Origin of the sequence: Rhodohalobacter sp. (genome assembly GCF_034521535.1) — a bacterium.
Lineage (GTDB): Bacteria > Bacteroidota > Rhodothermia > Balneolales > Balneolaceae > Rhodohalobacter.
In genome coordinates this window covers 604687-630328 of the sequence record NZ_JAXHMF010000006.1, presented here as the reverse complement: position 1 = coordinate 630328, position 25642 = coordinate 604687, and the positions used below count along the sequence as shown (strand labels likewise).

22 protein-coding genes are annotated in these 25642 nt (G+C 42.3%); 19 read left to right on the top strand and 3 right to left on the bottom strand.

Going from position 1 to position 25642, the window contains the following annotated elements; translation table 11 throughout:
• Positions 1-24 precede the first annotated feature (24 nt).
• The 9 genes from U5K35_RS15095 (at position 25) to U5K35_RS15055 (ending at position 8452) form a co-directional block, all read left to right on the top strand.
• The gene (locus tag U5K35_RS15095; RefSeq protein ID WP_322572330.1) at positions 25-909 is read left to right on the top strand and encodes a hypothetical protein; all 885 of its coding nucleotides are present in this window, start codon (positions 25-27) and stop codon (positions 907-909) included.
• A 516-nt stretch (positions 910-1425) separates the two neighbouring features.
• Positions 1426-1845, top strand: coding sequence for a GxxExxY protein (locus U5K35_RS15090; protein ID WP_322572329.1), 420 nt, complete (start codon positions 1426-1428; stop codon positions 1843-1845).
• A gap of 179 nt (positions 1846-2024) precedes the next feature.
• Positions 2025-2216 carry a hypothetical protein gene (locus tag U5K35_RS15085; RefSeq protein ID WP_322572328.1) on the top strand — a complete coding sequence of 64 codons (192 nt, stop codon included), beginning with the start codon at positions 2025-2027 and terminating at the stop codon, positions 2214-2216.
• A gap of 79 nt (positions 2217-2295) precedes the next feature.
• Positions 2296-3129: an AraC family transcriptional regulator gene (locus tag U5K35_RS15080; RefSeq protein WP_322572327.1), complete on the top strand. Its 834-nt coding sequence runs from the start codon at positions 2296-2298 to the stop codon at positions 3127-3129.
• A gap of 335 nt (positions 3130-3464) precedes the next feature.
• Entirely contained in the window at positions 3465-4199 is a 735-nt protein-coding gene (locus U5K35_RS15075; protein ID WP_322572326.1) for a hypothetical protein, read from the top strand.
• Positions 4200-4575: 376 nt separating this feature from the next.
• On the top strand, positions 4576-5460 hold the full coding sequence (locus U5K35_RS15070; protein ID WP_322572325.1) for an NmrA family NAD(P)-binding protein: 885 nt from the start codon (positions 4576-4578) through the stop codon (positions 5458-5460).
• Between the two features lie 170 nt (positions 5461-5630).
• A complete protein-coding gene (locus U5K35_RS15065) occupies positions 5631-6542 on the top strand; it encodes an aminotransferase class IV (RefSeq protein ID WP_322572324.1) in 912 nt (303 codons plus the stop codon).
• A gap of 700 nt (positions 6543-7242) precedes the next feature.
• On the top strand, positions 7243-7947 hold the full coding sequence (locus U5K35_RS15060) for a sulfotransferase family protein (protein WP_322572323.1): 705 nt from the start codon (positions 7243-7245) through the stop codon (positions 7945-7947).
• 190 nt (positions 7948-8137) lie between these two features.
• A complete protein-coding gene (locus U5K35_RS15055; RefSeq protein WP_322572322.1) occupies positions 8138-8452 on the top strand; it encodes a hypothetical protein in 315 nt (104 codons plus the stop codon).
• A 123-nt stretch (positions 8453-8575) separates the two neighbouring features.
• Here the strand turns inward: U5K35_RS15055 and U5K35_RS15050 are convergent, their stop codons facing one another.
• Both U5K35_RS15050 and U5K35_RS15045 read right to left on the bottom strand, forming a co-directional pair.
• Positions 8576-8797, bottom strand: coding sequence for a type II toxin-antitoxin system Phd/YefM family antitoxin (locus U5K35_RS15050; RefSeq protein WP_322572321.1), 222 nt, complete (start codon positions 8795-8797; stop codon positions 8576-8578).
• Complete coding sequence (locus tag U5K35_RS15045) at positions 8794-9192, bottom strand: type II toxin-antitoxin system VapC family toxin (protein ID WP_322572320.1); 399 nt, start codon at positions 9190-9192, stop codon at positions 8794-8796. The genes U5K35_RS15050 and U5K35_RS15045 overlap by 4 nt, the downstream gene beginning before the upstream one ends.
• 398 nt (positions 9193-9590) lie before the next feature.
• Between U5K35_RS15045 and U5K35_RS15040 the strand changes: the two genes are divergently transcribed.
• The 8 genes from U5K35_RS15040 (at position 9591) to U5K35_RS15005 (ending at position 22059) form a co-directional block, all read left to right on the top strand.
• On the top strand, positions 9591-9896 hold the full coding sequence (locus U5K35_RS15040) for a hypothetical protein (RefSeq protein WP_322572319.1): 306 nt from the start codon (positions 9591-9593) through the stop codon (positions 9894-9896).
• A 566-nt stretch (positions 9897-10462) separates the two neighbouring features.
• On the top strand, positions 10463-11344 hold the full coding sequence (locus tag U5K35_RS15035; RefSeq protein WP_322572318.1) for a TlpA disulfide reductase family protein: 882 nt from the start codon (positions 10463-10465) through the stop codon (positions 11342-11344).
• A gap of 195 nt (positions 11345-11539) precedes the next feature.
• Positions 11540-12103 carry an ECF-type sigma factor gene (locus U5K35_RS15030; protein ID WP_322572317.1) on the top strand — a complete coding sequence of 188 codons (564 nt, stop codon included), beginning with the start codon at positions 11540-11542 and terminating at the stop codon, positions 12101-12103.
• Positions 12104-12179: 76 nt separating this feature from the next.
• Positions 12180-14840 carry a serine/threonine-protein kinase gene (locus U5K35_RS15025; protein WP_322572316.1) on the top strand — a complete coding sequence of 887 codons (2661 nt, stop codon included), beginning with the start codon at positions 12180-12182 and terminating at the stop codon, positions 14838-14840.
• Between the two features lie 472 nt (positions 14841-15312).
• Positions 15313-15966, top strand: a complete 654-nt coding sequence (locus U5K35_RS15020; RefSeq protein WP_322572315.1) for a hypothetical protein — start codon at positions 15313-15315, stop codon at positions 15964-15966.
• Between the two features lie 54 nt (positions 15967-16020).
• The gene (locus U5K35_RS15015; protein WP_322572314.1) at positions 16021-17490 is read left to right on the top strand and encodes a DUF1501 domain-containing protein; all 1470 of its coding nucleotides are present in this window, start codon (positions 16021-16023) and stop codon (positions 17488-17490) included.
• Positions 17474-18853, top strand: coding sequence for a DUF2231 domain-containing protein (locus U5K35_RS15010; protein WP_322572313.1), 1380 nt, complete (start codon positions 17474-17476; stop codon positions 18851-18853). Before U5K35_RS15015 ends, U5K35_RS15010 begins: the two co-directional genes overlap by 17 nt.
• A 65-nt stretch (positions 18854-18918) precedes the next feature.
• Complete coding sequence (locus tag U5K35_RS15005) at positions 18919-22059, top strand: DUF1553 domain-containing protein (protein ID WP_322572678.1); 3141 nt, start codon at positions 18919-18921, stop codon at positions 22057-22059.
• Positions 22060-22248: 189 nt separating this feature from the next.
• Here the strand turns inward: U5K35_RS15005 and U5K35_RS15000 are convergent, their stop codons facing one another.
• Positions 22249-22797 (bottom strand): hypothetical protein, encoded by a 549-nt coding sequence (locus tag U5K35_RS15000; RefSeq protein ID WP_322572312.1) that lies wholly within the window; start codon positions 22795-22797, stop codon positions 22249-22251.
• Positions 22798-23091: 294 nt separating this feature from the next.
• Here U5K35_RS15000 and U5K35_RS14995 point away from each other — a divergent pair, with 294 nt between their 5' ends.
• Both U5K35_RS14995 and U5K35_RS14990 read left to right on the top strand, forming a co-directional pair.
• A complete protein-coding gene (locus U5K35_RS14995) occupies positions 23092-23781 on the top strand; it encodes a hypothetical protein (RefSeq protein ID WP_322572311.1) in 690 nt (229 codons plus the stop codon).
• 125 nt (positions 23782-23906) lie between these two features.
• Positions 23907-25634, top strand: coding sequence for a hypothetical protein (locus tag U5K35_RS14990; protein WP_322572310.1), 1728 nt, complete (start codon positions 23907-23909; stop codon positions 25632-25634).
• Positions 25635-25642: the final 8 nt, after the last annotated feature.

Here is a 25642-nt window from a genome sequence, read left to right as displayed (position 1 = left end):
AAGAGTAACCGATAGTTTATATGCATGTCTAATCGAATATTTTCTGAAGAGGAAGTTCAAAAACTGATCAAGCGGGCTGCAGAGCTTGAGGCTGAGCGGTCTGTTACCGGAAGAGGCAGAGAGAATGGATTGACGATCGATGAAATAAAAAATGTAGTATCTGAAGCAGGGCTTGACCCTGAGCTGATTGAACAGGCAGCCTCCGAAATGGACAATACATCATCAGATGTAAAAGAGAAGGTTCGTGTAAATCGCGATGAAATTGCCACGGAAATCTGGCTGGACCGTCAGCCGGACAGAGAGACAATGGACTTGCTCGTTACAGAACTCAACCACATTTACGGGACTACCGACGAACTGAACTGGTGGGATAATCTCTGGGGAACCCATGAGGGAAAAGCAAAAGTTAAAAGAACAACCAATACAACCGAGTGGAATTATAAGACGGAAGCCGGACTGTACTCTACCCGCGTATTGATGCAGCAGCGGGGCGAGAGATTTCGGATACGGGTTAGTAAGCGCCAAATATTTGGGCTGGAATGGGACAACCCGGTATCGCAACTCTATATGATCCTTCCAATTGCAGTTTTGTTTGGAGTGTTAGGAGGGGCCATCAGTCATTCAATACTTGGTATGGGATGGCTCGGCGTAACAACCGGAATAATCTTATCCCTGTTCAGCTACCCAATTTTACGATACTTTGTAAAACGGTCCGTTGAAAAGAACAAAACCGAAGTGGCCAATACCGTGCGTCAACTCTCTGAACTGGTTCTGCAATCCACGCCTGTGGAAAAAAGAAAATCACCCACGGCAGAAAAGAGTAAGTCAGCCTCCAAAATTGAGATTCCGGATGATGAAGATTCTACAGAAGACCCGCCCGGTAAACTTCGCAATAGCTTGAGAGAGTAAATATCTTTAATAGAATTTATTTCCACCCTGTTTGAAGGGAAGGGGCCAGTTGTGTAAATGGCTTATAGATATTTTTATTAAGCAGCAATCAAACGCGAGAATTTCAGGATTATAATCCGGTGAATTGCTTTTTTATTCAATAATTGATTAAAAAAAGTACAGAGTAGAGAACTCCGAACAGCGAGTTTGAATAATCGTTCGGAAACAGGATTGAGAAGGTATTAACAGAGGGAAGCTGGTCGAATTGGAGGATACCTTTCTGGTGATTCTCAAGAAGGATAAAACAGATGGAAAATGGAGGATACACCGGGAAGTGGCATCTGCGGTAGTTCAATGATAATCGACAGCCGCATAATGCTGTAGAGGTTTCATAATACTTCGTGAACCTTCGCGCCCTCGTGCCTTCGTGGCATCCCTCGGTTGAATCCCATAAAAGATTTCAAACTTTTACTGTAAGGAATTCCGGTTTCAGGGTTCATACAAATATAGAGGAAAAATGAACCACGATTTAATAGGATGAGTAAAGAGACCAAATATCGCCTAAAAGTAAAGTCATCTTTATCAGTTGAAGAGGAAGAAGTTGGCATGGCTATTGTAAATGCGGCCTTTTACGTGCACAAAACATTAGGTCCCGGATTGCTCGAGCGGGTTTATGAAGTATGTTTTTGCCATGTATTATCAAAAAGAGGTTACAAGGTGCAACGCCAAATAGATATTCCCATCGTTTTTGAAGATGTGGCTTTTGATGAAGGGCTTCGTTTGGATGTGATGGTTAATGATTTAGTTGTTTGTGAACTAAAGGCACTGGAACATGTGCATCCGGTTTGGCAGGCTCAGTTACTCAGTCATATGAAATTGACTGAAAAACGACTTGGCTATCTGATCAATTTCAACGTGCCACTCATTAAAGATGGAATTCAAAGAATGGTTCTTTAATAAGTTACCAGCCAGATTTTTTTCACCACGAAGCCGCGAAGGCTCGAAGAATCACGAAGCAGTAACTCAAAAAACCTTCGTGCATCCTCGTGTCTTCGTCGCATTCCCTGACGTCACATGGGTTCAAACCTTGGTTTTTTTAACACGAAGCATAAATACATTAATAAATGAAGAATATCATGAGTACTAAACCTTATTCTACCATCTTTCTGGGCATTATTTTGCTGCTTTTCTCTAATTGTGCCGGAGAACCTGAAAACCAACTCTACTACGAAGAAGCCGGCTCCGGCGAAACGATTATTTTCGTCCACGGCAGCCAGGCGGATTATCGATTTCATCTTCCACAGGTTGATGCACTGGAAGCTTCGTGAACCTGTGTGAATTTTCGTGACTTCGGACGTAAAAATTGATTAATTATAGTAGTTCTACACATTACATCAGTAGATTGATATGAATGCCACTCAACTCTTTGAACCTCATCCAATCCTTCAGCCATTGATAAAAATGGTTCTGGTAAAAGGAGTTGTGCCGTGGGAGGATGACAGCATAAAAATCTATTCATACCCACCTACCCCTGTACACTGCATCATTTTCTACCTGGGCAGCCCGATCAGTGCCAGAAAATTTGGGGAGGATACCTTTGAACGGCAGCCGGATTGTGTGGTGGTGGGACCGCAGCTTACCCCTGTGGAAATTGAGCTTTCGAAAGATCACCGTGCCGTAATGATCGGTTTTCAGCCCGGGGGACTGTTTCGCTTTCTGGGCATACCAATGACCGAGATTTTTGACGACGGTATTGACGGTTTCCAGATTCTCGATAAAGAGATCAGCAACCTGATTGATGAGCTCAGAGAGATTGAACAGCCTGAAGAGGTCAATGCCAGGGTGCAAATGTACCTGTTGAAAAAGATGCAAAGTACACGGGATATTCTGCCCTTCGATCGGGCCCTTCGAAAGCTGCAGAAAGCCGGTAATCTGTATACCATGGATGATATAGCCCGGGATGCCTGCCTGAGCCTGAGGCAGTTTCAGCGAAAATGCCATGAGCGGTTGGGGATGAATCCGAAGCTTTATGCCCGCATTGCGCGCTTTTCCAAAGCTTACAGCATGTTTGAGGCCAATCAGCAGCTCACCTGGTCTCACATCAGCCATCAGTGCGGCTACTTCGATCAGATGCATTTTATCAAGGATTTCAAGGAGTTCACGGGAGTTACCCCCGGCCTGATGAGCAAAAAGCTCGATGACAGCGGCCTCACCTTCCAGGCACCGATGAAGATTGGCTGAGGGATTTTGAAATCCCCTCTTGAGAGGGGACAGATTTGAAAAAGATCGCAAAGCGAGCCTTTCGAAAATAAGGGGTGTGTTCGATGAGGGCAAGAGACCAGAAACGGTTGCGGCTTACGATCGAAGTCACGGAACACACCCCTGCCTGCGCTGAAGCTTCGGAAGGCAGGCCTCGTTAAACTCACCCGCCTTTGCCGGTTCGTTTGAACGTGTCCCCTCTCGAGAGGGGATTCTTGCCCCGTCCCCATCAACTTGTCGCTTTTTTACTATCTGATTGCAGCCTGTACACATAGTTTTGGCATAGTCTTCACTAACATTCACCAAAATTTAAGGCTATGAAACAGGTAATAGATCAAATCAGCAAAAAACGCAGGTATTCCACGCAATTCTGTTCCAACGTTTCAACTCTCTTTATGGGATTGATGCTTTTTGCATGTATTTCGTGTGGTGTAACCGATAATAATGACCCGGAAATTGATGATCCGACAGATCTCGAACTGGCCGCGATGTCGTTTGAGGAGCTTATGGAAGATCCCAACAACAGTACAATTCTCTTTCCTGACGAAGATCCGGGCATCCCAATTTATGCACGAGTGGGTCCAATTCTGAATCAGTTCTTCGTAACGGACGGGCATCTTGTGATTCCGTTCTACAGAGATCCGGAATGCATTCGCGACGACTTCAACTTCCTGAGCTATTATGATCCTCCTGTTGCATTCGGATGTGAATTAACCGTAGAAGGTAAGTTTGTGATTGAATCAGATGCAGAACAGGGAACGTTCCCCATCATGGCCCATACCGAGGGTACACAGGTTCCGGTCTGGATTGTTGACTGGGCGGGCTTTCAGGCATTGTTAGAAACCGAATCGGTTACAATTCCTGACATTGAAGCATTGAATCCTATCAAAGGAGTGGCTCAACAGTATGAGGAATACCTTTCGCCACGAATGAATGAGCATGAGGTGATCATAGAAGCTGAAGGAACGATTCCCGGAACCGATCAGCAGTTTACATTCAGCCTCACTCACCGGGGAGACCAGATCGAACGGATATCCCTGGATATTCAATAAACTATACACCTTAGTTCGATTAATAAAATGTCTAATCGTATTAAAGAAAGTCCCCTTCTTTCTAAGTGTCTTATAGTAGAACTCTGGGAAGTTGATGATCAATTGGGCTTCAGAAGGCAATTGGGATTACTTCCGTAGTCAACCCGTAACCTTTCGTAACCTTCGAACCCTCGTGCCTGCGCACCGGAGTGCTTCTGCACGCAGGCGTGTCCTCGTGGCAATCCAAAAACGGCCTGAGTAAATTTCAGGCTCCGTTTTTTACCGCGAAGCCGCGGAGACTCATTTTGAAATTTTGATCATTAGAGAATGGAAGAGTTTTTTGAATCTTACGTTTTTATATTCTGATTCCAATTTATAACTGAGATATTCTCACTTTATGCCAAAGAAATTTCTGATCACCGGAGCAACGGGCAACGTAGGAGTAGAGGTGATACGATATCTCATGAATCCGGATCATGATCACACGATTATTGCCGGTGTTCGTAACATTGAGAAGGCAAAAGAGAAATTCCGGAATTTTTCAGACCTTGAGTATGTATCCTTCGATTTTGAAGATCCAGCTACGTTTAATGATGCGCTGCAAAATGTCGACTCCGTCTTTTTGTTGAGGCCTCCTCATATCTCAGACGTCGAGACCTATTTCAGGCCATTGATTGAAAAAATTAAAGAGAAGTCGGTTCGTGAAATTCTATTTCTGTCTGTTCAGGGAGCTGAGAAGAGCGGTGTAATCCCTCACAACAAGATAGAATCGCTGATATCCGAATATAATATTGATCATATTTTTTTGCGTCCAAGCTACTTTATGCAGAATCTGACCACAACACTCCTCCCGGATATTAGAGAGAAAGGGTGCATTATACTTCCGGCCGGCCGTGCAGCATTCAACTGGATTGATGTTAAAAATATCGGGGAGGCTGCAGCCATCATGCTTACACGGTTCTCTGAACTAAAAAATCAGGCTTATGAACTGACAGGTTATGAGAACGCTAATTTCTATGAAGTGGCAGAGTTAATCAATCGCGCTATTCCGGGAACAGTAGAATACAAAAATGTAAACCCGGTTCGATTTTTTTGGTTGAAGTGGAGGGAGGGAATGCCGCCGGGAAAAATTGTGGTAATGATCGCTCTCCATTTTTTACCGCGATTTCAGCAGGAGCCGGAAATGTCAGATATTTATGAGACATTGACCGGAAAAAAGCCTGCAAGTCTGGCTGAATTTATAGAAAGAGAGAAGGATGAGTTTGAATTCTCTGATGTTTAAACCAAACCCTTATAATTACGTCAACGAATAATATGTAGAGCTGACTGCTATTGATTTCACTCCTCAATATCAGGGATTGTGTAATAATATAATCGGTTTCGGTACTGCTGCAAAAGGGATTAGATTTATGATGATTCTTTTCAAAATGCTAAGTTCAATCAAAAATTGATATGACTCACGGAACACATAATGCGCTGGACGATCCCCGGAATGAAGATGTTCTCGTGTACATCAACGGAGAACTTTTGCACAGAAATGACGCCAAAATATCTGTTTTCGACAGCGGGTATCTGGTAGGGGATGGCGTTTGGGAAGGGCTCAGGCTTCATAAAGGAGTGCTTGTATTTCTACAGGATCACTTAGACCGGCTTTTTCAGGGAGCAAAAGCAATTGGAATGGATCTCAAGATGAGCCGGGAGGAGATCACTGAAACGATTCACAAGACGTTGAATGCCAATAGTATGACCGATGATGTGCATGTCCGGCTGATGTTTACACGCGGTATCAAAAAGACACCCTCTCAAGATCCAAGGCTTACGGTCTCAGGACCAAATTTGGTGATTATCGCTGAATACAAAAAAGCGGACCCGGAGAGTAAAAATAAGGGGATCAAATTATTTACCAGTACAGTCCGCCGCGGCTCACCGGATTATCTGGATCCGCGCTTAAATTGCCACAGCAAAATTCACGAAGTGCAGGCTCTCATCCAGGCTCTGGAAGCCGGAGCTGATGAAGCCCTAATGCTGGATATCCATGGATTCGTTTCTACCTGCAATGCCACCAATTTTTTTATGGTGAAAGACGGCCAAGTATGGACATCCACCGGGCAGTACTGCATGAATGGCATAACCCGTAAGAAAATTTTAGAAATCTGCGAATCGAGTAATATTCCAAGTCTTCAAAAAAACTTCTCGCTGTTTGATGTATATGGAGCTGATGAGGCTTTTGTGACCGGAAGCTTTGGTGGGCTCACACCGGTTACGGAAATTGATGGCAGGGTAATTTCAGACACTATCCCGGGAAATTTGACCGGAAAGCTTCAATCCCTGTACCAAAAAGCCATTGAGGATGAGGTTAATTAATCTACTCCAGATTAATTTGTGTGGGGTTTTAAAATAGTACTAAAATGATTGCATCTTGGTTGAACCGACGGGAGCTGGACAAGTTTGTGTGCAGTGCCTGTATATAGTAATGTATTGATGTTTACATCAACGAATGTACTTGCCCCAAAGTGGGCAAAGTCAATAACATAGTGCAACGCGCTATGCATGGTGTATCTCCACAACATGAAAGACCTGTAAGTGGTACATCCCGAACACTCGGGGGGCATAAGCCAGGCAAAATAATTCAATGCCACAGTCTCTTTCTAAAGTATACACGCATATCATATTCAGCACAAAACATAGATAAAAACTGATTGATGAAACGATTGAAAACGATTTTTACAAAACTATCGGGGGGATACGTAAAGATCCGGAGTGGTTCCTGTACAAGTAGGCGAAGTGGGACCGGCGCCCGCGTTGGGGCTGCAGGATGGGTTGATTGGTTATTATAATCATCGCGCGTTGCACGATGTTACTGACCGGCGCTCCTTCAGAGCTGATACGCTGAAAATCGGAACAAATAGAATAATTCTTTGCATTTGTTGGAAGGTCAAAAATCCAGAGTTATTGCACATTTTCGTAACATAAAAACAAGTAAAATCTGGTAGCCCAAAGCCACAGAGATCAATAAAGAGTCAAAAAATTGAAAGATTAATGCTTAAACACAAAACGAATTTGTTTGTGGAGCGGTCCACGAAATATTTCAACGGCTCTGATGTATTCTTTTGGTCAGCGTGAGGATACTACCATTGTCGATGAACCTTTATATGCACATTATCTGGCCAGTACCAATGCAAGCGAGTACCATCCCGGGGCTGATCAAGTTTTGGAATCTCAAGAAAATGATGGCCGTAAAGTAGTAGAAGAAGTGATTTTGGGTGATTATGATACACCCATCGTATTTTTCAAAAATATGACGCATCACCTGGTCAATCTGGACTGGAGTTTTTTGGAAAAGACCATCAACGTAATATTAACCCGCCCGCCCCGCGACATGCTCCCATCTTATGCCAAGCAGGTGAAGAATCCTACTATGAAAGATGTTGGGTATAAAAAGCATCTCGAACTGGTTAAGTATTTATATGAGATGGAGAGAAAACCGGTCATTATAGATTCGAAGAGAATCCTGCAAAACCCGCAGTCGGGGCTGAGAAAATTATGCGGTGAGATCGGCATCCCTTTTGATGAGGCGATGATGAGCTGGCCGGCAGGTCCCCGGAAAGAGGATGGCGTCTGGGCCAGGCACTGGTATCATAGTGTGCATCACTCCACCGGCTTTAAGATGTATAAACCAAAAACAGAGCCCTTTCCGGAAGAACTGAAAGAATTGCTTATAGAATGCCAAGAAGCATATGATGAGCTGCTTAGTTATTCTGAGATGTAATCATTCTTATTCTTTAATAGCTAAGTGAGAGAAGAGGGAATATTGAATGGAAAAAATTTAAATCTATATCATTTAATATTTATTATTGAATAACGGTTATTTAAATATGTCTTCATACACACGAACTTACACAGTTACTTAGATCATCTCTGAAGTATATTTACCAATTCGTTATCTAAAAAAACATACAATGATTGCCAGAATCTGGCATGGATGGACAACCCATGAAAATGCAAGTGAATATGAACAACTTCTCCGCGAAGAAATCATTCCGGAAATCGAGGAGAAGGGAGGAAGTGGCTGCAGGAGTATTCAGTTGTTGAGAAAGACCCGCGAAGAAGAAGTTGAGTTTATGACGATCATTCTGTTTGATTCCCTGGAGTCAGTCAAATCGTTTGCGGGTGAAGATTACGAGCACGCCTATATTCCCGTTAAAGCAAGGAAAATCCTGAAGCGGTATGATGATCGGGCACAGCATTATGAAGTGTGTGAGCAGAGAGAATAGGGTTTAAAAAGTTCCGGGTTGAACTCATGTTAAGCAGCCAATCAAAAATAATAGATAGGAATGTAATTCGAGCCATTTATAAAAATAGATTGCTCATAGCTTGAATGTTGGCCGGTAGCCACACTAAATTCTTTCCCGGCTTTCACGTACGGCTTCGTTCAATTCATCCAGGGTTAAATCTGTCGAGACTCCGGCAATATCCAGGGGAGATTCTTTCTCTTCGACCGGCTTTATGATAAATGTCTGTCCGTCCCGGCGTTTGATCTGGACCTGGCCTTCCTGACGGGCATCATCCAGTAGCTTTGCCAATTTTTGTCGGGCCTGGGAATAGGTATATACTTTCATTGTGAAACCTCCAAGAGGGTTAATTCCAATTTCTCTCCTATCGCCTTCAGCTTACTGTCCAAGCTGAGAAGCGGCGAACGATACTGCCGGGCACAATCTAAAACATAGGCATCATAAGCATAGATATTATGTTTATTGGCTATTTCAACGGCTTCCGGTAATCTGAGTTTCGTTCTTCTGATCGGTATTTGAGAAAACTGAGTCAATACCTGCTGAGCTTGTGCCAGCGACAGCCGGTCTCTTTTAAACATAGCTGACAGTGCATTACCAACTTCTGCATCCAGACTTGCGGGGGCCTGTAAATCATGACCTTTTGTTAATCCTACTATAGAAGACTTATGTGGTTCATTAAGAAGCACAGCAAGCAAAGCAGATGTGTCGATTGTTATAATCATACTACAATATAACAATTGTACAAGTTATATAGAAATGGCTTCAATATCATTTCTGCATGGCTGACTAAATCTGTAAAGAAACACATTTAAATATTCGGCTTAGATTTAATTGTTAATCTATCTTTTAAAGGGCAAGCAACTCAGTAACTATTCATGCGTAAATGGTTAATAACAGTTTGCTCCAAATCGGTTCAAAGTCGGTTGAGAGAACTACTTAGAAAGTGACCAATCCCGGTTCAAAATTTTTCGCATGTGAATATTTTCCAAAGTGCCGGTTTTCAAGAGATGTGTGGATTTGCAATCAAGCGGACACGTTTGCGATTTGTTATTTACATTCAGGGAGTTAGATATGCCGATTATTAACCAGGCCGCAAGCTGCAAAAAAATATACGATTACAATGATTGCTAGAATCTGGCATGGATGGACAACCCATGAAAATGCAAGTGAATATGAACAACTTCTCCGCGAAGAAATCATTCCGGAAATCGAGGAGAAGGGAGGAAGTGGCTGCAGGAGTATACAGTTGTTGAGAAAGACCCACGAAGAGGAAGTTGAGTTTATGACGATCATTCTGTTTGATTCACTGGAGGCAGTCAGGGAGTTTGCGGGGGAAGATTATGAGCACGCCTATATTCCTGCTGCGGCAAGGAAAATACTAAAGCGGTATGATGATAGGGTACAGCATTACGAAGTGCGTGAGTAGAGAGAATAGGGTTTAAAAAGCTATTTTCAATCTCCTCTAAATCCCTGACAATACCCATATAATCTTGGAATCTTTAAAAATGATATTAAGTAAATCCACAGATTAAAGTGTTCCCCTTATTCCTTTTGGGCCGCCAAAAGGAATCAAAAACTCCCGGGCGGTGATTGCTTCCGGGCCTGGTTTGCCCGCGCGGTTACACAACATCGATTGCTCCCAAAAGGGAGTCGATATTGTGATGTCTCCCGCGCTTTGATGCAAACCATGCTAATCCTCCACCAATCAAGGCCGGAGGGTTCTTTCGTTCTTTTTAAAAAAGCATGAGTGAATAGGTTGACCCTGATTTTCCTATTACAAAAATGAACGCTATAATGTATTGCTTTCAATGCATTTACAACACTATTATTATAAATATATGGGTAATGACAGCCCTAAATCACTTCGTGAGAATCGCTGCGCTCGGAGCCCCTCCTTGGAAATGGAGGGAACTTCTCATGTTCCCGAATTCAATAACTTTATATTGATCTCACGTTAAATGGCTTCAAATCAAAAATGAGGGATACTTAGACATGGATAAAAAAATCATATTCAGACTATCGATTGGTATTCTTTCATCTGTCGCAATGATGGCAGCCGGTTTCTATTTATTCCTTTTCGCCAACCCTCTCCATCTCCATCAGGTAAATCTTCTAAAGTGGATACCGATACTCATCGGTTTTACGGCACTCCTGGCAAGCGGAAAAATTAATGGAGAAACACCCGTTAAATTTCTCCCTTTTCTGTTTATACCCTTTGTTGTTTTTGATCTGTTCAACTTTTTTTACTTCCCATTCATCATTGTGTTGATGATCACCGGAGCAGCAGCCCTGATTATCACAAGACGCGATGTAAACAAAAATCTGAAACTCTTTTCCTCTCTGTCAGTCGCCGGTATTTTCATCTATTTTCTGCTTGCCCAGCCCATCATTCTGGAGAAACCCGGTTTTGGACGTAATATGGATGGTGAATTTGTGAATGCAACGGTTTTGTGGAATCCTTCAGATGAAGGGCTGATACCGCTGCCCGCCCACACCTTAGTTGATGAAGATAACAACACATTCAACCTGGAGAGCATCTCCGGGAAAACACATTTTATCGCCTTCTGGGCCACCTGGTGTATCCCTTGTATTATAGAGAAACCGCAGCTGGATTCATTGAAGCTAACCTACAAGGGAGATGTTGAATTTATCGATATTTCCATTGATGAGGACAAAGTGAGGTGGCTTGCATTTATCGAAGAACACGAACCGGCCGGTCTTCAGCTCATTACAAATAACACAGATAAAACCAGGAGAGAACTCAATATCAGTTCACTGCCTCTTCATTTCATTGTCAATGCGGAAGGTGAATACAACTCATTCACCTCTTTGAAAAAAGCCGGGGAGATGCTTTCCGAAACTTTTGAACAGTGAAATTACGGTACCTCAGAGATAAAAAAGAGTGACACATGAGCCGTATATCTCCTTACTGATACCTGATATTTTTAAACAAATTGAATCAATCCGATTGATTCAGTTAAGGCTATTCACATTATATTTGGAAATTTTGATGCAAAGTGTAAATTCTATTTACGTTACTCCATTTAAATTATCATCAATAGAACTCGTATGGCTGACGACGTGACTCAAATTCTGATTAAGGTAAGCGAGGGGGATTCAGAAGACGCATACAACAGGCTTTTCTCTAAAGTCTATAATGAGTTAAAAGATATAGCAAATCAGCAGTTAAGCAGAGAAAGAGAAGGCCACACTTACTCGAAGACAGATCTCGTGCATGAAGCATTTATGAAATTGATTGATACCGATCAGGTAGAGTGGAAAAGCCGGACTCATTTTTATGGAATTGCCGCTATTTGTATGAAGCAGATGCTTGTAGATTACGCAAGAAAAAAACTGGCGGTCAAACGAGGCGGTAATTTTTCGAGGCAGACCTATATTGACGATTTGATCCCTGCTGTTTCGGAAGCAAAGAAGATCATCTCACTGGATGAGGCATTGAAGAAACTGGAAACTTTTGACAAGCGAATGGCAGATGTTGTGAATTACCGTTTTTTTGGCGGTTTAACCATTGAGGAAACAGCTGAAATTCTGCAGGTATCCACAAATACGGTAAACCGGGACTGGGTAAAAGCCAGGGGTTTGCTCTATAAAGAGTTAAAAGAGCAACTGTAATGATGTAACACGATTTTTATTACGCTTTACAATAAAGAAGGTGTTGTAATATCTCTTACCAGAAATCATAAAAGCCATGTATAAACATTGGAAGCGGGTAAATCGTATTATTGACCAAACCCTTGCTCTCGACTCGGATTCAAGAATACCCTTTCTCGAAGACACACTTGGCGGGGATCCGGATATCCTGAAAGAAGCCAAAGATTATCTCTCATTTATTGAAAGTGCTGAACATGCAGATTTTTTGAAGGATGAATTTCTCTCCGAATCCTACCTGGCCAGGGAAATATCTTCAGCTGTTAAAGAGAATTTATCCTTAAAACACATCATCGGTAAACGAGTTGGCCCGTATGAAATCAGGGATTTACTGGGTGAAGGGGGCATGGGAAGCGTATATCGTGCTGAACGGATTGACGGTGAATTTACCCAGCATGTGGCCATTAAATTTCTGAAAAGTGGGTTTTACTCACTATACCTTCGGGAGCGATTTAAGCGGGAAAAGAAGCTTCTGTCCAGGTTATATCATCCCAACATTGCCCGGCTGCTTGATGGGGGCATTACCGATGAAGGCTCGCCTTATTTAATTATGGAGTATGTAGAGGGTGATCCTGTGGATGTCTACTGCCGGAAGCAAAATCTGAAACTGGAAGAACGGCTGTCTCTCTTTCTGCAGATTTGTAAAGCGGTACAATTTGCCCATTCAAAATTGATTATCCATCGGGATTTGAAACCCGATAACATATTCGTGACCCCAAACGGGCAGATCAAAATCATGGATTTTGGCATCGGCAAGTCGCTCAGCCCGGATATTGATGAAGAGTTTAATGATTATACAAGACCCGGTAATATTATTGCCAGCTTTGATTTTGCCGCTCCTGAGCAGCTTAGCAGTGATGATGTCTCGATTCAGACAGACGTTTACGGGCTGGGAGCTTTGCTGTACCTGCTTTTGACAGATCAACGGGTATTTAACCTGAAAGGGAAAACAATAGGTGAAATTGAGACCACTGTGCGGGAAGCCATCCCGGAAAGGCCCGGGAGAGTATCCAAACCGGAAATTGGCCCTGTTTCGAAAGATCTTGACGCAATTATCCTGAAAACCTTACGGAAAGATCCTGAAGTCCGATATGAAACAGTAGCCACTCTTATGGATGATATTGAGCGGCTGAAAAAAGGATTGCCGGTGATGGCGCGCCAGGGAAATTTGCGGTACAGATCAGGGAAATTTATAAAACGGAATAAATCTGTCTTATCAGCTTTAGGCCTCGTTTCTATTATTTTACTGCTTTTCTCGTTTTATCACGTGAATCAGCTCACAGAAGAACGAAATCTTGCACAAGCCGAAGCGGAGAAGGCACAGGCTGTTACTGATTTTTTGACCGGCGTTTTTGAATATGCCAGTCCGTATACGCAACCCAATGCTGAAATTACGGCACGGGAAGTTCTGGACATTGGATCGGAGTTTATAAACGATCAGTTCATCGATCAACCGGAGATTAAAATGTCTCTGCTCACGAGTGTTGGCAGCATTTATAACGTATTGGGATCGTATGATAAAGCAGAATCATTATTGATGGATGCCTACGAGCTTAATCGTGAAAATTCAGAAATGCCGGAGAATGAGAGCCTTGGGATGATCCACTATAATCTCGGGAAGGTGATGTTGGGTAAAGGTGACTTCCAAGGAGCGATTGAACAAAATGAGAAGGCGACCAGAATTTTTTCAGATTTGAATCTACTTGATCTGAAAGCAAAAAGTCTTGATATCTGGGGCTGGAACGAGTACAGTCTAGCCAACTATGAAAAAGCAGATTCCCTGCTGCAATTGGCTTTGACTCTAAACAAAGAATACAATGGTATTAACAGTGAATATACAGCCGGTACAATGCAAAAAATTGGCTGGATGCACCACGATAGGGGCGACTACGAGAAAGCTGACAGTTTATTTACTCAGGCATTGAATATACGAAGTGAGATATACAGCGCTGATCATCCTGAGACGGCAACCACACTGCATAGTCTCGGTTGGATTAAACATCAGTTGGGAGAAAACGAGAAGGCTGCTTCACTTTACGAAGAAGCCATTTCGATGAGAAACCGATTATTTAACAACAAACCTCATGCTGATACAGCTTGGTCGTTAAATAACCTTGGAATTATTTTTATGAATGAAGGGCGATTTGATGAAGCTGAGGAGCTGTTTCTGGAAGCTCTTGAAATGAGAAGGGAAATACTTCCTGCTTCTCATCCCCATATTTCACAAACTCTTGGTAATCTAGGCTCCATATATTTTCACAGAGAAGATTATGATCAAGCTATTTCAGTTTTTACTGAAGTTGTTGAGAATCAAAAAAGCTTATTGGGAGACAGTCATCCAAATTTGGCTACTTACCTGAATAATCTCGCAATTGCTTATCAAAATGCAGGTAAACCGTATGAAGCCCTGCCGCTGTACATTGAGGCCATTGATATTTTACAAACTCATTTTGAAAAAGGACATCCAAACACCGTCAAAATGAGAGGTAATCTGGCTGATCTTTATGATGAATTAGAGAGCTTGGAAAAAGCAGAGCAACTGTTGCTCGAAAACTATGAATTAATGAAAGAGAGAAAAGGGGATGGTGACCCGCAGACCCTGGAACACCTGCGTGAACTGATAGATTTTTACACCAAATGGGAGGAACCTCAAAAAGGGGAGCAGTATAGGGTAATCCTGGCAGATTACACCGATGAGTGATATGCAGGGTTTTTAAAATTCAAGAAAGTGTCGCAAACCTGCACTTCCTGCAGTAATTCATGCCTATCAAATGAAGCTCACAGATATGGGTGACCTATAAGATGCTAAGAAAATCATCAGAAGATGATTGAGAATCTTAAGAGTACAGCCCATTAAAAAAAAACTTTTATATGGTCTAAAATACTCAGGGATAACTACATATAACTGAGATGTGCAAACCATCATAACTTATTGGGAGCTTTGCTTCTGTGTTGAAAATACGTATAGCCTGATAGTATATAATGGCACCTTAGCCGAAAAATTCAATTTAATAAAAGACCGTATTGACAGGCTTATAGATTACCAATATGTATCCATCTTATATTAGAATTTTAATTTTTATGACGGTATTAACAGAGATTTTTACGCTTAAAAGGGTGCATGTATTAATTAGTAACAATTGAATGAAAACTGAAAAAAATAAAGGTAACAAATGAAAACATTATTTTGTGTTTTAAGTATTATAATTATTACAGTAAGCACCGGCATTTCTCAACAGGTAACCTATACCATTGATTCTAACACGCCTTCCAGTGAAATGTTAACTTCTGAAGGAGTTACAACTGAAATGCTTGGCAGCTGGATTTCTCAAAATATTTCGATATCTCATGTTGTGAGTGAAGAAGTTTCGGAGCAGCCTTTGAAGCAATCTTATTTGATCATGTTTGTGATGAATCAACGGGGTCAAATATTAAAAGAATTTAAAAAGGCGGTACGGAGTTCGGAATCTCCAATGCTTCTCGGACGATTTATTGACAGTAGTCAGATTTCTGGAATGTTTCAAGAAGTGATAGAAGAAACATCTATTCCCGGAGACATGTGGATTCCCGGAGATATGTGGATACCGGGAGACATGTGGATACCGGGTGATATGTGGATTCCCGGTGATATGTGGATCTCAGGAGAGAATTTTATCGAGGAAACGAAAAAATTAGCTATGAGGGATACTCAAAATAGGTTATTGAGGGAAAGTAGCGAGAAAAATGGCCCGTTTGGTATCGTAATTATGCTTACACCTACACCCGATCAACAACTACTCAGTGAAGCAGAAATCAGAGTTGCATGGAATGCACTCGTAGTTAAATAAGAGGAGTTCATTTTTGAAAACAAGAGGTTGGATTGAATAAATAATCACAGTTCTATGAAAGTTGAAGACCAAAAAGTTCATTTATGTAACTGTAATATGAATCGTCGCCATTTCCTGCAAAAAACAAGCCTGGGTCTGGGAATGTTTGCTTTAGGGGCGCTATTCAATCCAGCCTCATTATTTTCAAAAGGGAGAAGTACAGACAACTTAAAAACTGAAACTCCGCATCATATACCGAAAGCCAAACGGGTTATTTTTCTTTTCCAAAGCGGTGGCCCTTCGCAACACGATCTGTTTGATTATAAACCTTTCTTAAACCGCAGGGATGGGGATGAACTCCCCGATTCGGTTAGGGGCGGACAGCGTCTCACCGGGATGTCTTCTTTCCAGAATTCCTTTCCACTGGTGGGTTCAAGATGGTCCTTTAATCAGCACGGAGAGAGCGGTGCATGGGTCAGCGAATTGCTGCCTCATACTGCTGCTATTTCTGATGATCTATGTTTTGTTAAATCGGTTTATACGGAATCGATTAATCACGACCCTGCTATAACATTTTTTCAAACCGGAAGCGAGTCACCGGGCCTGCCCAGTATGGGTTCATGGATGAGTTACGGACTTGGTTCAGACAATGAAGACCTTCCTGCATTTACGGTTTTGATATCGCGCGGGTCGGGAAGGCCCGAAGATCAACCTCTATTTTCACGTTTGTGGGGTAATGGATTTTTACCTTCGCTTCACCAGGGAGTGCAGCTGCGTGCCGGCAAAGATCCGGTACTCTATTTGAATGATCCTGAAGGTTTGAACCGGATGAGTCGAAGAAACATGATTTCGGCTCTAAAGAAACTCAATCAGTTTCATCTCTCTGAATTTGAGAATAGTGAAATTACGAGCCATATCCAGCAATACGAACTGGCTTACAACATGCAAACGTCCGTGCCGGAGGTTACCGATCTTTCTGATGAACCCGAATCAGTATTTGAACTGTACGGTGAAGAGGCAAGGAAACCGGGTACGTATGCAGCAAATTGTTTAATGGCCAGGAGGCTTGCTGAGCGAGATGTTCGCTTTATACAGCTCTATCATATGGGATGGGATCAGCACGACAATATCCCCAGGCAGCTTCCTCAGCAGTGTAAAGATGTTGATCAGGCTTCTGCGGCACTGATTACCGATCTGAAGCAGAGAGGCCTTTTAGACGATACGCTTGTAATCTGGGGCGGAGAGTTTGGAAGAACAGCCTACTGTCAGGGGCCGTTTACTGAACATACATTTGGGAGAGACCACCATCCCCGCTGTTTTACCATGTGGTTCGCCGGCGGAGGTATTAAAAATGGAATCAGCTATGGAAAAACGGATGAATTCGGCTACAATGTGGTTGAAAATCCGGTACATGTGCATGACGTTCAGGCAACGATAATGCATCTGCTGGGAATTGATCACAAGCGCCTAACCTATAAATCGCAAGGACGTAATTTCCGGCTTACTGATGTCCACGGAGAGGTGATCCATGATATTCTTGCTTAACTGGAGTGATATATCTTTTCTGATAGGCCGGATGCATCCACTATTGGTACACTTTCCAATTGGTATTCTTTCTTTAGCCGTGATAATGGAATTTGGAAGTATATTTTTCAATAAGAAAGAACTTGGGAAAGCCGCTCTTTTTTCACTGTATGTAGGATTCGTTGCAACTATCCTTGCGGGTTTTTCCGGATATCTGATATCGCAGGGTGGAGGCTACAGTGATGAAATGCTTACTCCGCACCGGTGGGCAGGTATCAGTTTGGCGGTACTGAATATTCTGGCAATTGTGCTTAAAACAGTATTTAGGGAGAAAAGCTGGAGTTTAAAGATCTATCTACCCACTCTTGTAATTTTATTGGGAGTTGTACTCTATACGGGGCATCTGGGCGGGACTCTAACGCACGGTTCAGACTTTTTAAATGTATCTCAAACCGGTCAGACAAATCAGTTAAACGTCAATGAAAATTTTCCACTTTCTGATTTGCCTCGACCCGAAGAGGCTTACCTGTTTAACGATATTGTTCAGCCGATTCTGCATAACCATTGCGGAAGCTGTCATAACCCACAAAAAAGAAAAGGAGGGCTGGATCTATCCACATTTTCATCAATTATGGATGGGGGTGATTCGGGACCCCTGGATGTTAATAGTATATCAGAAAGTGAGCTTTTAAGAAGATTAGAAGAACCGCTCAGCAGTGATGACAGAATGCCGCCAAAAGGAAAGTTGCAGCTTTCAAACATTCAGCTGGAATTAATAAGATGGTGGGTGGCTGAGAAATATCCGGAAGATATTCAGCTTAAATTCATGAATCTACCGAACAATATAGAGTTGATACTCAATCGTATTGATGATTTAAATCACCCGGTCTACTCTAACGATAAACTGCCCCACGTTGATGAAACCGTATTAACATCGCTTAGAAGAAAAGGTTATGGAGTCAATGTTATAGCAGATGGAAGTCCATTTTTGGAGGTTCGATTCAAATTTAAAAAAGGCGAAACACCTGATGAAATAGCAGAAGAGTTAAAGCCGGTTGCCCGTCATATTGTTTGGTTCGACTTAAGCGGAACAGCGATTAAGGAAGCAGATTTTTCACAATTTGAAAACCTTACACGTCTTAATTTGAGCCAAACAAACATCGGTGATTCAGTATTAAAAAATATTGCAAGCTTACAGAATCTTGAATATCTGAACCTGCATAGCACTCAAATATCTTCGGAGGGTATACAGCAACTTGCAACTCTCTCGAACTTAAAAAATATCTATCTCTGGAATACCGGTATTCTTCCGGAAGAAGCCGATTGGCTTAAAAAAAGATTACCTGAGACAGAAATATCTCTTGGAGTGACCGATGGATCCTGAAAAAACACCAATCCCGGTCACGACGAAATTGCTTTCCTTACTGATTCTGATTTGCAGTCGTTAGCATAGCGGGGTGTACAAAAAAAGAAAAAGTAGAGGTTAATAATGACAGCCATGAAATTGGATATAACAGACAGATCCGTCCCATCTTATCTGAAAATTGTTTTTCGTGTCACGGACCTGATGAAGATGCAAGAGAGGCCGGACTCAGGCTGGATTTGCAGGAACATGCAGTAAAACTTGTTCGAGATGACAGTACCAAACAAGTTATAAAACCGGGCTATCCTGATGAAAGTGAACTGTACAAGAGGATTACATCACACGACTTGAATCTGGTTATGCCGGTCCCCGACTCCAATTTGTCACTGACAGAAGAGGAGATTGAACTCATCAAGAAATGGATTGAACAGGGAGCGAACTATGAGCCGCACTGGGCATTTATACCACCGGAAAAAACAAAACTGCCCGACGCTACAAAAAAAGAGTGGCCCGGGAATGAGATAGATTGGTTTACGTTAAGTAAAATGGAAGATCAAGGGTTGTTTCCATCAGAATATGCATCAAAAGAGCAGCTTCTACGACGGGTTTCGTTTGATTTAACGGGTTTGCCACCATCTCAGGAGCTTGCCCAACTTTATATTAAAGATGAAAATTTCACCTATGAGGATCTTGTTGATCACTTGTTAGCGAGTACAGCCTATGGTGAAAGAATGGCAATAGAGTGGCTCGATGTGGCCCGCTATGCCGACTCACACGGTTACCAGGATGATATACCAAACGACATGTGGCCCTGGAGAGATTGGGTAATCAAATCTTTCAATGAAAATATTCCATACGATCGTTTTATTACACTGCAATTAGCCGGTGATCTTTTGCCGGATGCCAAAAAAAATGAGATACTTGCAACCGGTTTTAACAGACTGCACCCGCAATCGCAGGAAGTGGGTATCATTAACGAAGAGTACAGAGTAGAGTATTCTGCTAATCGTGTTCGCACAATGGGTACGGCCTTTTTGGGGTTAACGCTACAGTGCGCAAGGTGCCACGATCATAAATTCGATCCTATTTCACAAATGGATTATTACCGTTTGTTTTCATTTTTTGATCGCAATAACGATAGCGGACAAATTCCATATGTTGGTGCTGCAGGCCCAACCGTACTGTTGCCGGACGAAGAGACCGAAGAGATTATCCGGTTTGTTGAGCAAGAAATTGAACAGTATGAACAAAGCATCGATAGCCTCAGGAGAAATATTAACGTTCCGGATATTGAAGAGTGGGTTGAGGAATCTCTACCCAAAATATCTGAAGGCCTTGAAGAGAGTGCACTGGCATGGTTTTCGTTCGACGAATTAAGGGCAGAAAGCGCATTTATGGATCAATCGCCAAATGAAGAGATTGGAATTATAACGGGCGAGAGTAATCTGGTTCAAGGGGTGAATGGTTCGGCTGTTGAGTTATCCCGGGATAATTATGTGAATGCGGGCACTATTGGAGATTTTGATCAGGCTGATGCGTTTAGTTTTTCATTTTGGGTTCGATCGAATAACCTTGAGCATGAAACGCCAATATTTTCAAAAATGCACAGGCTAAATGCCGGAATGCGAGGTTACGACGTTTCTCTCAAAAAACAGAAAATTTCTCTCAGGCTGGTTCACAGCTGGCCGGCAAATGCAATTCAAGTCACATCTGAAAATGAATTACCTGCCGACAGTTGGACACATGTAACCGTAACATACGATGGTTCCAGCGCTGCAAATGGCATTCAAATCTACATAGATGGAGAGTATTCATCTTATACCATAGAGCATGATAATTTATTCAAACCGATTGTTACCGTAAGACAGGATTTTTTGATTGGCCATCGCCAAACATCATTTCCATTGACTTATAATCCGTTCAGTCTGGATGATTTTAGAATTTATGACCGTGTTTTAACCTCTTTGGAAATTCAAAAGTTGGCGACAGATGAGGTGCGAGACCCCGATGAACTCTTAACTGATGAAGAGGGGATTGAGATTATAGAAGAACACTTTCTTGCAAAACATTCTGAAGAGTACGAGTATTTTACGGGAGAGTTGAAATTTCAGCGAATGAAAAAAAATGCCATCATTGATGATGTTCGTGAGGTGATGGTTATGCAGGATCATCCAAACCCGGAGCCTTCCCATTTGAGAATCAGAGGTCAATATGATCTGTACGGTGAAGAAGTAACCCCCGGTGTACCTGAAGAAATTTTAGAATTTGATGAGGCCTATCCGAAAAACCGTTTAGGACTTGCAAAATGGATTACAAATAAAAAACATCCACTTACGGCCAGAGTAATCGTAAATCGCTATTGGCAGATGCTATTCGGAAGAGGGTTGGTTGAAACACCTGATGACTTTGGAAATCAGGGGTCATATCCATCGCATCCAGACCTATTGGATTGGCTGGCAGTGGATTTCATGGAGAGCGGATGGGATCTGAAAGCTTTGATCAGAAAAATTGTGATGTCAAAAACCTACCGGCAATCAGCTAATATTGATAGTAAAGATTCCTTTGACATTGAAAATATCTGGCTGTCTCACGGACCCCGAAAACGGTTGACAGCGGAGATGATCAGGGATCAGGCTTTAGCTCTATCGGGTTTGATGAATGATAAGATTGGAGGAGAACCGGTGTTTCCCTATCAGCCGGAAGGGTTGTGGAAGGAAAAATCATCAGGGAGAGTACCTGTTAGCTATAAGCAGAGTGAAGGGGAGGATCTCTATCGGCGAAGTATTTACACCTACTGGCGAAGAACCACACCGCCCCCGGGATTTGAAATATTCGATGCTCCATCCAGAAACCATTCTGTGGTACAGAGGGAACAAACCAACACTCCCATGCAGGCTCTGTATCTAATGAATGACCCCATATTTATTGAGGCGTCAAGAGCTATTTCAGAAAAGATGCTGTTAAATGGCGGCGATGATCTGGAAGAAAGGGTGACATACCTGTTCCAGAATATTCTATTTCGCACACCTGATAAAAATGAATTGGATGTTTTAACAACACTGTTTCTCGAAGAAAAAGATCGGTTTGAAAATCAACCTCATGAAGCAAAATTGCTGTTAGATGTAGGTGTATCGAATTATGACGAATCGATAGATATTATCGATTTGGCCGCCGGAACAGTGGTTGCATCCACAATTATGAATATGTATGAAGTGATTTATTATTGACCTGAGTTCGTTCTTAATCTTTAATGAAATGGTTCAAAATCACCTCCTTTTTCAAGCAAAGGAGTACCTTTTATCATAATTTTAAAATGGAACTCAGGTTATTAAAAATCGATCTTAGGGTGTATATAATCTATAGGTCACTGCTTCTATTTATCATTCTAAAAGTAAATCGCTGAAAACTTCAACAAATCAATTCAATTTGAGATAGAACTCACCATTGGTAATCGAAAGTTGAGTATCGTTGATGGGATGCTTTACTATTCCGGAAAAAGTACCTCTGACGGACGTAGCCGTTAGTTCTGTAATATTGATTGATGAGGTAGGATTATTAATATCCGTTACATAAACGGCGGTATCACCCATGTCTTGGTTTGAATATCCTAAAAAAGCTCCTTTCAATCCCAACTCCATAAGTTCCGGGTCATTATACTCCTTTTCTTCAATCAGGTTAAGTGCCTTTAAACTCAGGGAGATGGTTTCTATGAATCCTTCATCAGGTTCGCCGGGGATCTCTGCTGAGAACCAAAATTCGTAGAAATCATTCAGTGGTTCCTGTCTTATGCCTGCCAGTGTATGATTTTCGAAATTAAAGACAGATTCATTTCCATCAATAGATGCTTTTATAAAAAATTCACTTACATCCGGTTCCAACGAATCATCTGAATTGTCATTTACAGAGCAGGAAATTACGAATGCGGAAACTATTAATAAGTAAAGAGTGGCTTTGATGACTTTCATACCAGTGAGTTTAATTATCGTTCTGATTACTGCCAGTAATGCGTATTGATTTTTTATTCATCCCATTTTTTAATGCTCATCAAATATTAAAGTGTCAATTATTGACTTACATGTAGTTAAGCCGGGATTGTAATCTAAAAATATATTCCAATTCAATATTTATGCCGTCCGGACGGTACTGCCTTTCCAACTTTTTTGGGCCAACCTGATAATTAATACGCTTTAGGTGTGTAACCGAATCAAGTAAATAATCTGGAGCTTTTTATGTGGGATTTATTTAAGTCAATCAGAACTTTGTTAAAGAATACAGTACACGATATATCGGGATCTTTGACTCTTAAAGACCGGTATTTGCGGAACATTTTGACGGTTCTTCTATGCATAGGTTTTATCACAATGGTGCATGTAGAACATCTCGAAGCTCAGGAAGTGTCGCTGCGCTATGGTGGCACCGAATTGATGACCGACGACCCTGTGTTGTTTGCACGGTCGATGCAGGCCTCTTCCCGATCAGGTGAGTCAGTTCTAGCACTTTGTGCCGTTGTGGTTTTCGACTCAGAAGGTCAACACTGGGGTACCTATGTATCTGAAGAGCCGGCTGAAGTGGGCTCGGGCAGACCGGCCGAATGCTGGACGCCGGACATGCGGAATGTACTGCCGGGGCGTCAGCTCGGACGTAATGACCGTGTCCTCCCCAATGGCCTCACGATCAATTCCGGCCACACAATGGCACAACCTGCTCCTGTTACGGCTGATGTCCCTTTACCACCGGATCTGTTTGCAACCGCACTTCTGCGCAACAACCCAGATGTAGAGAGCCTTGCAGAGAGCATTGGATACCCTCCGCAGATGCCCAGGAGTGTAACAAAAAGGCCAAGATGGGTAGCGGCCAGCTTTTTGTTAATTCCTCTTTCTGAAAGCGGGCGTGAACTGAGCCGCGATTATCAAAGTACCTCTGTGAATCTGCTTCTTGGCGAAAGGTAGAACTAGGCAACATTCACCGGTCATTTCATCGGTCAAGCTTCCTCAATGAGATCTTTTTTAAAAAATATGGGGTAACCACATTTTTTTTACGCGTTACCTATGAAGGATAACAAACATGACTAACTTTGCGACTTCATCTCAAAACTCTTTTTAGTCTGATACTATTGGCCTTGCTGCTGCCCGGCGGAGTAAAGGCGCAGCTTGGATCTTTTTTCCAGGAGTCAACATTGTCTGAAAGATCATTAGGGGGGAACATATCTATCATGGCCGGTGCCTACACCGTTGATGGAATTGAGAATCGCAGAGCTCCGACAATCCTACAAACCAGCGCTAACTCAAACTTTTCCTTTTTGGGATTAAGATCCGGTTTCGACCTCAATTACTCCACAGATGAATCCGGGCTGCGGCAAAACATGAATAAAATTGGCTTTAATATGCGCTGGAGATGGCTTCAGCTTGAAGCGGGAGATGTGAACCCAAATTTTTCAACCTACGGATTAAGCGGAGCAAGAGTAAGGGGAGGGTTGTTAAGAGTAGAACCCGGAAATTTTTTACTGGAGCTTACCGGAGGGAGAACCCAAAGAGCGGTCCTGCCCAATCCCGATGCAGGCTTCAGGCGGCCGGCATTCAACCAGACTGCCTACGCCGTAAAACTGGGCTATGGAAAACAGAATAGCTCCTACTTTCATCTCAGCACGTTTTATGCCAAAGATGATGTAAACTCACTGGGCAATCAGACTCTTCCTATAACACCGCAAGAAAACATAACACTTACGCCCGATTTTCAGGTTTTGCTTTTCTCAGGAAAGTTGAAACTCAACAGTGAGGTAACAGTGTCCTATTTCACAAGAGATTTGAACAGTTCCCGGATTGATATCGGTGAGTCAGATATTCCAGATTTTTTAAAAGGCATTCTTCAGCCAAGGGAGAGCAGCAAATTAAATTACGCCGGTATAGCCAATGCAGAGCTGGCTCTTGATCTTTTCCGATTGGCTATGGGCTATGAGAGAATTCAGCCCGGATTTGAATCGCTGGGGAGAGGCACCATCCGGAATGACCAGGAGACAATTACACTGAGCCCTTCCGTCAATTTACTAAACAACAGGGTCAGAGTTTCAACAAGTGTAAAATTAGGGCGTGACAACCTGCTTGGCAACCGGCTTCAAACGCAAAATAATCTAAATACAAATTCCTCGATCTCATATATCATAAGCGAAACGGTGAGCTTGAACGGGACCTACAATTTTTTACTGAACCGGATTGAAAACCAATCTTCCGGAAATGAAAACACAACTCCCGATCAATCTCAGATATCCCACAATATTTCGATTCAGCCAAGCTTCACATTTAACACCAACAGCATTACCCACAATATTTCGCTCAACGGCGGATATATATTTTCGGAGAGTGATTTCGGAGTCCGTCCCGGAGAGGGAGCGTCGGATACCTTTATATCAGAATCGTATTCGACCAATCTCAATTACGTCTTTACCACCCAAACCGGTTTTTCAATTAATTCGGGTGTCAATTTTCTTACAAATGATTCGGACCGGAATTCTATACAAAACTACGGTCTCACCATAGGAACAGGGGTAAATCTATTTCAAAACTCACTGCGGGTAAACCTCAATGGAAATGTGAATAAGAACAGGAGTGAAGTACAATTTTCTGATTCGCAATTGAGGGTAAATGAGCTGCTGCAAATCGGATTAAACATGAATACGACGATGAATATTACAGACAAAGATAATTTGTCTCTTGTGGTGAGAGGCAGAAGTAACAGGCTTCAGAATGGTGACGGACGTGAATTTAATGAGCTGGAAGGTAGTATCAACTATCGGCGTAGATTTTAACAGTGATA